The sequence below is a fragment of the Aneurinibacillus aneurinilyticus ATCC 12856 genome (assembly GCF_000466385.1).
Taxonomy (GTDB): domain Bacteria; phylum Bacillota; class Bacilli; order Aneurinibacillales; family Aneurinibacillaceae; genus Aneurinibacillus; species Aneurinibacillus aneurinilyticus.
In genome coordinates, this window is record NZ_KE952879.1 from 1 (window position 1) to 7,028 (window position 7,028).

Annotated in this window: 8 protein-coding genes; 5 read left to right on the forward strand and 3 right to left on the reverse strand. The window is 44.6% G+C overall.

Annotation, left to right across the window (positions count from 1 at the left end):
- The first annotated feature begins 43 nt into the window (after positions 1-43).
- Positions 44-592: an RNA 2',3'-cyclic phosphodiesterase gene (gene thpR, locus HMPREF0083_RS20970; protein WP_040304240.1), complete on the forward strand. Its 549-nt coding sequence runs from the start codon at positions 44-46 to the stop codon at positions 590-592.
- A 121-nt stretch (positions 593-713) separates the two neighbouring features.
- Here thpR and purU read toward each other — a convergent pair whose 3' ends face one another.
- Both purU and folE read right to left on the reverse strand, forming a co-directional pair.
- Positions 714-1,607 carry a formyltetrahydrofolate deformylase gene (gene purU, locus HMPREF0083_RS20975; protein ID WP_021623773.1) on the reverse strand — a complete coding sequence of 298 codons (894 nt, stop codon included), beginning with the start codon at positions 1,605-1,607 and terminating at the stop codon, positions 714-716.
- 469 nt (positions 1,608-2,076) lie between these two features.
- Positions 2,077-2,670 (reverse strand): GTP cyclohydrolase I FolE, encoded by a 594-nt coding sequence (gene folE / locus HMPREF0083_RS20980; protein WP_205762899.1) that lies wholly within the window; start codon positions 2,668-2,670, stop codon positions 2,077-2,079.
- A gap of 159 nt (positions 2,671-2,829) precedes the next feature.
- Here folE and HMPREF0083_RS20985 point away from each other — a divergent pair, with 159 nt between their 5' ends.
- Positions 2,830-3,150 (forward strand): hypothetical protein, encoded by a 321-nt coding sequence (locus HMPREF0083_RS20985; RefSeq protein WP_021623777.1) that lies wholly within the window; start codon positions 2,830-2,832, stop codon positions 3,148-3,150.
- 45 nt (positions 3,151-3,195) lie between these two features.
- On the opposite strand, the gene HMPREF0083_RS20990 is transcribed toward HMPREF0083_RS20985, so the two are convergent.
- Positions 3,196-4,005 carry a Cof-type HAD-IIB family hydrolase gene (locus HMPREF0083_RS20990; RefSeq protein WP_040304242.1) on the reverse strand — a complete coding sequence of 270 codons (810 nt, stop codon included), beginning with the start codon at positions 4,003-4,005 and terminating at the stop codon, positions 3,196-3,198.
- A gap of 146 nt (positions 4,006-4,151) precedes the next feature.
- Between HMPREF0083_RS20990 and HMPREF0083_RS20995 the strand changes: the two genes are divergently transcribed.
- The 3 genes from HMPREF0083_RS20995 to HMPREF0083_RS21005 all read left to right on the forward strand — a co-directional run bounded on the left by HMPREF0083_RS20995 (position 4,152) and on the right by HMPREF0083_RS21005 (position 6,801).
- On the forward strand, positions 4,152-5,927 hold the full coding sequence (locus HMPREF0083_RS20995; RefSeq protein WP_021623779.1) for a UbiD family decarboxylase: 1,776 nt from the start codon (positions 4,152-4,154) through the stop codon (positions 5,925-5,927).
- A 140-nt stretch (positions 5,928-6,067) separates the two neighbouring features.
- Positions 6,068-6,514 (forward strand): hypothetical protein, encoded by a 447-nt coding sequence (locus HMPREF0083_RS21000; RefSeq protein ID WP_021623780.1) that lies wholly within the window; start codon positions 6,068-6,070, stop codon positions 6,512-6,514.
- Complete coding sequence (locus tag HMPREF0083_RS21005) at positions 6,502-6,801, forward strand: YxcD family protein (protein ID WP_021623781.1); 300 nt, start codon at positions 6,502-6,504, stop codon at positions 6,799-6,801. Before HMPREF0083_RS21000 ends, HMPREF0083_RS21005 begins: the two co-directional genes overlap by 13 nt.
- The last annotated feature ends 227 nt before the right edge of the window (positions 6,802-7,028 follow it).

Consider the following 7,028-nt stretch of genomic DNA (forward strand, 5'->3'; position numbering starts at 1 on the left):
CCCTTGGTATCCATAGATGGATAGAAAAGAGGGAGGACTCTATATGAGGCTTTTTACTGCCATCGAACTAAACGAAGAAGCCAAACAGGAGCTTATGCGTTTACAACAAGAACTAAAAGAAACGCTCCCCTGCCGTAAATGGCAAACAAAACCGCAAATGCATCTGACTTTGCATTTTCTTGGCGACCTTTCTTCGCAGCAAATGGAGCTTGTAAAACAAGAGATGGAAGATGTCACTGCTTCTTTCTCTCCCTTCTCGTTGACCCTTGCAAACATCGGTGCATTCCCAAATATAAAGCGACCACGCGTCATTTGGGTGGGAGTCAGTGGCCATCTCAAAGATTTAGACTCATTGCAGCATACATTAGCCAAACGTTTAACACAAAAAAAACTCTACAGCGAAGACCGGACATACGCTCCCCATATTACATTAGGGAGGGAGCCCCGTATGGAAGGAAATGCTGATTCACCGCATTTGCCGGGCGTCTATCCCGTAAGCTGGCGTGTAGGTGAAATTGTTTTGTTTCACTCTACACTTACATCTAAAGGACCTATTTATAAAATCGTGAGCACATATTCGCTCCGAGCATAACCGTCTTATATAAAGTACGGTCCCAGCGACACGTGCTATTATAGCTAAAAAAGAACCTGTCAAAGCCACCTTTCTTGAAAGATTCCGGTGTTTAACAGGTTCTTTTCATTGTATATGCATGCTATGTAAATACGACGGTTTTGTTTTTATCAACAAGAATCCGATCTTCAATATGCCATTTTACTGCACGAGCAAGCACAATTCGTTCGATATGACGGCCTTCTTTTTTCAACTCCCCTACATTATCCCGATGGCTGACGCGACTCACGTCCTGCTCGATAATAGGTCCGGCATCAAGCTCCTCCGTAACATAGTGAGCAGTCGCACCAATGATTTTTACTCCGCGCTTATGTGCCTGATCATACGGCTTGCCACCAATAAACGCTGGCAAAAAGGAATGATGAATATTAATTACACGGTTTCGATAATGCTCTACAAGATACGACGACAAAATTTGCATATAACGTGCCAGTACGATGAAATCTACATTTCCTTCCATTAATTCACGCTGTTTTCGCTCTACTTCTGCCTTCGTCTCTGCTGTTACCGGCAAGTGATAGAACGGAATACCAAGTGATTCTACCAGCTCACGCGAATCCTCATGATTGCTGATAACCATTGTAACCTCCGCATTTAAATCACCGGCTTGCCAGTTCCATAGCAGCTCACGCAGACAGTGATCCTCTTTGGATACGAAAATTACCATTTTCTTCGGTCGGCTTGCAAGCGTAATTTTCCAATTCATCTCGAATTCATCTGCAACCGAAGCAAAAGCCCGACGTAGCTCATCAATGCTATCTTCTATACCCTCCTTGAAAAATTCAATCCGCATGAAGAACATGCCGCCTTCCGGGTCCTGTGTATATTGGTCAGATTGCATAATGTTAGCGCCGTTTTCAAATAAAAATTTTGATACAGACGCAACAATCCCTGGACGGTCCGGACACGCAATCAACATGCGGCCTACTCCCCGGTATTTTTCCTGAAATATTGTTTTTACCTGTTGTGCCACCATCTCTTTCAAGCCTCCACAATGTATGTACAATGTTTATCCCGATCCAACGGGTAGTAAGACCTTACTATATACATCTAATTTGATAAATCAACCAATTTTTGCGGTGGGAGGTAAGAAAAAAGGAAGGGCGGGAGCGGTCAGAAAAAGACTCGCTGGCCTTTCTTCTGCCAGAGCGCAGGGCGCATCCACCCTCTTCTTGTTTTCGAATCTCCTACTTCCAACCACCTGAATTTTTGTTACTACATCAAGTGATTTCTATATAGTAGAGGTCTTACATTATTATTTTGCCTATTATACCGTATTCCAGCTGTACAGCAAACCAAAAGCAAAAAAATCGTGCTTTTTTTTATAAAAATACGACTATTTTTCTTGCACATCTGACTAAGCATGTCTCTATTATATACTGTCAAGGGAAGTGGAATGTATAAGAAAAGAGGGGATAACCTCCCCCCTTTTTCTTATACACATCTTATTCTTTTTCCAGCAAACGGAAGAATCTTTGTTCCTGCACGTCATTATCTTTATCGAAAATACCGCGGCGTGCAATCGTTCTCGTCTTGCTACCAGGCTTTCTTATGCCGCGCATACTCATGCACATATGCTCAGCTTCGATGACAGCAATAACGCCAACTGGCTCAATCACCTGTTCAATCGTATCCACAATCTGGTTTGTGATTCGCTCCTGAACCTGTGGACGACGTGCCAGGATCTCTACGAGGCGAGCAAACTTGCTTAAGCCGACAATCCGTCCGTTTGGAATGTAGCCAATATGCACTTTTCCAAAGAAAGGAACAAAGTGATGTTCGCATACACTATGAAAGGGAATATCCTGAACAATAACGATATCGTTCGTGCCTTCAGCTGGGAACGTTTTTCCAAGAACTTCTGCCGGATCCTCATCTAGGCCGCTAAAAATCTCGCGATACATCTTGGCGATGCGCTTCGGCGTCTCCTTCAACCCTTCACGTTCAGGGTCCTCGCCGATTAGATGAATAATATCATAAAAGTGTTTTTCAATCGGATCGGTAAATGATGTACTGGACTTAACTGCTTCTGCGCGCATGGCGTTCATCTCCTTGGCTTATATATAGAACAGATTGAGCAGTGCCAGCGTCTGTTCTTCATAGAAACAACGTATAGCATTTGTCCAGGAATTGCAAGCGGAAATGTTCTATTTCATCGTGAAAACAGGTACAATAGTAAAAAAGAGAGGAGACGCGCTATGCTGCGAATCACACCGGCTGCACACAAAGAGGCAGCAGCAAGACTGAAAACACCGCAGCGTCTGTCCATTCTCGGTATTCTAGAAGGCGGTTGCGGATTTATGATGCGGTTCTCCCTTGTTCAAGGCGATATCCCTGGCTCCTCATTCGATTGCATTGAAGAGGACGGTATCATGTACTGTCTTGATACGTATATTACGAAAATGTATCCGGAAGCCTTCACACTCGACTACGTCGAAAATCAAGGATTTCGTTTGTATACAGATAGTCAATACATGGCAACCCATCTGAAAATTCTTCATTCTGTCGAACAAGTATAAGCGAGAATGCCACGGTCCGTTATTCACGGATCGTGGCATTTTTATTCACGCTCTTTGTTTATTCTGTAGAACAAGGCACTCTAGCGCCTTCGCTACTCCGCTCTCATTATTAGAGGCAACCACCATATCAGCTTGCTGCTTAACATCCTGCGGCGCGTTTCCAACCGCTATCCCCATCCCCGCCATCGTAATCATATCCAGGTCATTGTAGTAATTACCAATCGCAATCGTTTCACTCAGTGGAATGTTCAAATAGTTTGCCAAATTGCTCAATGCCGCACCCTTGGATGTAGCCCGGTCAATAAGATCAATATAGAAGGGGCCGCTGCGCAGCGTTTGTACCGGTAGATTCATCGCTGTAAGCTCTTCATATGCTTTGTTTAACTGAGCATCTGTACCAAATAACGTAAACTTGACAAGCTTGTCTTCCACACTAAGCGCATCCTCCACAAGCTTCGGTTCCGCCAAATACTTGGCATACATAGCTCGTACATCTTCCCTGTCCAAATTCTCCGTATACATATCTAACGCGGTACAAAAATCTGTATGAATGTTTTCTTTACGACAATAATCCAAAACATTCTTCAATGAATGAATAGAGAATCCTGCTTCATTCAAAATCTCCTTCGTTTTGGAATGAGAGGTAACAGCGCCGTTATGGCAGATAAAATATCCGTCGATGCCGATTTCCTCAAGCAAAGGCGTTACGCTGAGAGGAGCACGTCCTGAGCAAAGCACGATGTGAATTCCCTCTTCTTCCACCGCGCGCAACGCTTTTTTATTCTCTTCCGTAATTTTATATTCGTCGTTCAACAATGTGCCATCTATATCAATAGCAGCTAATTTATACGTCATATATTCCCCTCTCCATCCGATATTGTTCTTTACTTTAATCATACCATATGTGTTTTATCGGTTTGTAACGGTAAATGCATGACGAAAATGAGCAAACCATGTACAATAGCAATGGATAATATTATGAGGCAAGGAGAACGCATTATATGCATAGCAATTTGCGAACTTTTATCGAAACGTTACGAAAAGAACAAGACCTCGCCGTAATCGACGCGGCCGTTGATCCAAACCTGGAGCTTCCAGAAATTCACCGCCGCGTCATCGATCAAGGGGGACCGGCCCTTCTGTTTACCAATCCAAAAGGCAGCTCTTTCCCGGTTATTACGAATCTATTCGGTACTGAGCGGCGGGTGGAATTGGCGTTTGGACCCCGTCCGGAGAATCTGGTCAATCAGCTTGTCGGCGCAATGGATCAATTGCTTCCACCCAAGCTCAGTACATTATGGCAATATCGCGCCCCTCTGCTCGACGTAGCCAAGACTGGACTACGCAACGTCGGAAACGGTAAAGCACCTGTGCTTGAGCTGCAGGAAGACGATATTAATTTGCATAAACTTCCCGTACTGACCGGCTGGCAGCTTGACGGCGGTCCATTTTTCACCCTTCCGCTTGTCTATACGGAGCACCCGGAGACAAAAGAACACAATCTGGGAATGTATCGGATGCAAGTACAAGAGAGAAATCGTACTGGCATGCACTGGCAGATTCAAAAAGGCGGCGGATTTCACCATCATGAAGCGGAGCTTCGCAATCAGGCGCTGCCTGTAACCGTATTTCTTGGCGGCCCTCCGGCATTGACTATTACCGCTATCGCACCGTTACCTGAAATGCTGCCGGAGCTGATTTTCACATCGTTTCTGATGGGAGACAAGCTGGATGTTACGCAAGTCAGCAACCATGCGCACAAACTGATTGCCCAGGCGGAGTTCGCGTTCTGTGGCGAAGTGCCCCCGCATGTTCGCCATCCGGAGGGACCGTTCGGCGATCATTATGGATACTATTCCTGGACACATGATTTTCCGGTATTCAACATTCAAAAAATGTACCGTCGCAAAGACGCTATCTATCCTGCGACCGTCGTAGGCAAACCACGCCAGGAGGATTATTTTATCGGCGAATACTTACAGCGCCTGCTATCGCCAATGTTCCCCGTGGTAATGCCTGGAGTTAAAAGCTTGTGGACATATGGAGAAACCGGTTTCCATTCACTTGCAGGGGCCATCGTACGGGAGAGCTACTATCGCGAAGCTATGGCACATGCATTCCGCATTATGGGTGAAGGCCAGCTAACGCTGACCAAATTCCTCATGCTGACTGACGTACCATGCGATCTTTCGAATTTCCCACGCTTTCTTGAAACGATCCTTGCTCGCTTCAACCCGCAACGCGATCTGCTTATCGTACACGATACGTCGATGGATACACTCGATTACACGGGACGTAAGTTCAACCATGGCAGCAAGGCTATTATGCTGGGCATCGGCGACCCGATTCGCGAGCTTGCACGCGAGTATCACGGAGAGCCACTGCCAGGTATCGACAAAGTAAAAGCATACTGCGGCGGTTGTCTGGTCATCTCGGGAAAAAGCTTTACAGAAGATGAAAAACTAGCTTCAACGCTTATTGAACATGCCCAACACCAACTAGCAGATTGGCCGCTTATTTTCCTGGTGGATAATGTAGACGATATCGTAGATCAGACAACTTTCTTATGGACTACGTTTACCCGCTTTGATCCAGCACATGATGTATATGCCAGAACGAACTTGAGACAAAATAAAGTTCAATTCGAAGGACCTATCGTTATCGATGCACGTATGAAACCGTTCTATCCGGATGAACTCACACCGCGCGAGGATATTGTCGAACAGGTAGACCGCCGCTGGAAAGAATATTTTCCTCACGCCAGGAACACGAAATAAGTGGATTAAATGAAGGCATCCAGAACGTTTTTTTCGTTCGGATGCCGCTATTTTTTCTATAAAAATTTTTGAAACCTTTTTAAAGCAGGCTCGTATAGAATATACGTATTAAGATTTTAGAGAGGGGTTTACAAAAAATTATGAAAAAGTTTCTCATGCTGTTTATGGCTGTCGCGTTGGTATTTAGCGCAGGTGCTTTTGTAAATGTAGACCATGCGGATGCCAAAGGAAAAAAATCATATAATTCTGGCACAAAAAATTTCCAGCCAGGAAACAACCAGAATTCCAATATCTCTAAAGATTCTAATTCAAATTCCGGCGTAAATAGCCCTGCTAAGAACACAGCACCTACTAAAAACACAGCTACTCCGTCCAAAAGCGGTGGTTTCATGAAAGGTTTGCTGTTCGGTGGTCTTGCCGGTCTTATGCTCGGTGGATTACTTGGCAACATGGGAGGGCTTGGCGCGATTCTTGGCCTGTTAATTAATGTTTTGTTCGTTGTGGTCGTTATCGCCGTTATCCGTAAACTGTATGTCGCATATAAAACGAAGCAGAAAGAAAAGGAATCTCATGTATGGAAAAACTAAAACTATCGGAACAAGATATCGTTAATGCGTTATGTCTGTACACTGCTGATAAAAAACAAATCAATCCAAGTGATGTCAGCATTGAGCTGATGTGGGATGAAGAGTATGGGTTCTCTGCATCAGCCACAGAAAATGGTCGTTCACAAATACTCATCCAGGCTAATATGATCGAAGCGATTCGCTTCTGGCTCCGACATGAGCTGAACCGAGATCCATTTGCAGCTAGTCTGGAACTTGAGCTCGATGACGACGAAGGCATTATTGCGTTTGCAACCTATCATGGATAAAAATAAAAACAGCCATCTTTCCGATTACATATCCGAAAAGATGGCTGTTTTTCATTCTAATTTGCCTGGCACTGACTACACGGTATCATGTAATAGCTACCTCATTTCATTTATATTATTCCATTCCTGCATTCTCTCCCTGCTCCAGCCTTTTATGTTTTTTCAAGGGTGTTAATTATCCAGTATGATCCATAGTGGATCGTCACCACACCGTGCCCAAACGGGCG

Bases quoted from the DNA above. Each gene is read 5' to 3' on its own strand.
- thpR (WP_040304240.1), top strand. From the start codon at position 44: ATGAGGCTTTTTACTGCCATCGAACTAAACGAAGAAGCCAAACAGGAG.
- purU (WP_021623773.1), bottom strand. From the start codon at position 1,607: ATGGTGGCACAACAGGTAAAAACAATATTTCAGGAAAAATACCGGGGA.
- folE (WP_205762899.1), bottom strand. From the start codon at position 2,670: ATGCGCGCAGAAGCAGTTAAGTCCAGTACATCATTTACCGATCCGATT.
- HMPREF0083_RS20985 (WP_021623777.1), top strand. From the start codon at position 2,830: ATGCTGCGAATCACACCGGCTGCACACAAAGAGGCAGCAGCAAGACTG.
- HMPREF0083_RS20990 (WP_040304242.1), bottom strand. From the start codon at position 4,005: ATGACGTATAAATTAGCTGCTATTGATATAGATGGCACATTGTTGAAC.
- HMPREF0083_RS20995 (WP_021623779.1), top strand. From the start codon at position 4,152: ATGCATAGCAATTTGCGAACTTTTATCGAAACGTTACGAAAAGAACAA.
- HMPREF0083_RS21000 (WP_021623780.1), top strand. From the start codon at position 6,068: ATGAAAAAGTTTCTCATGCTGTTTATGGCTGTCGCGTTGGTATTTAGC.
- HMPREF0083_RS21005 (WP_021623781.1), top strand. From the start codon at position 6,502: ATGGAAAAACTAAAACTATCGGAACAAGATATCGTTAATGCGTTATGT.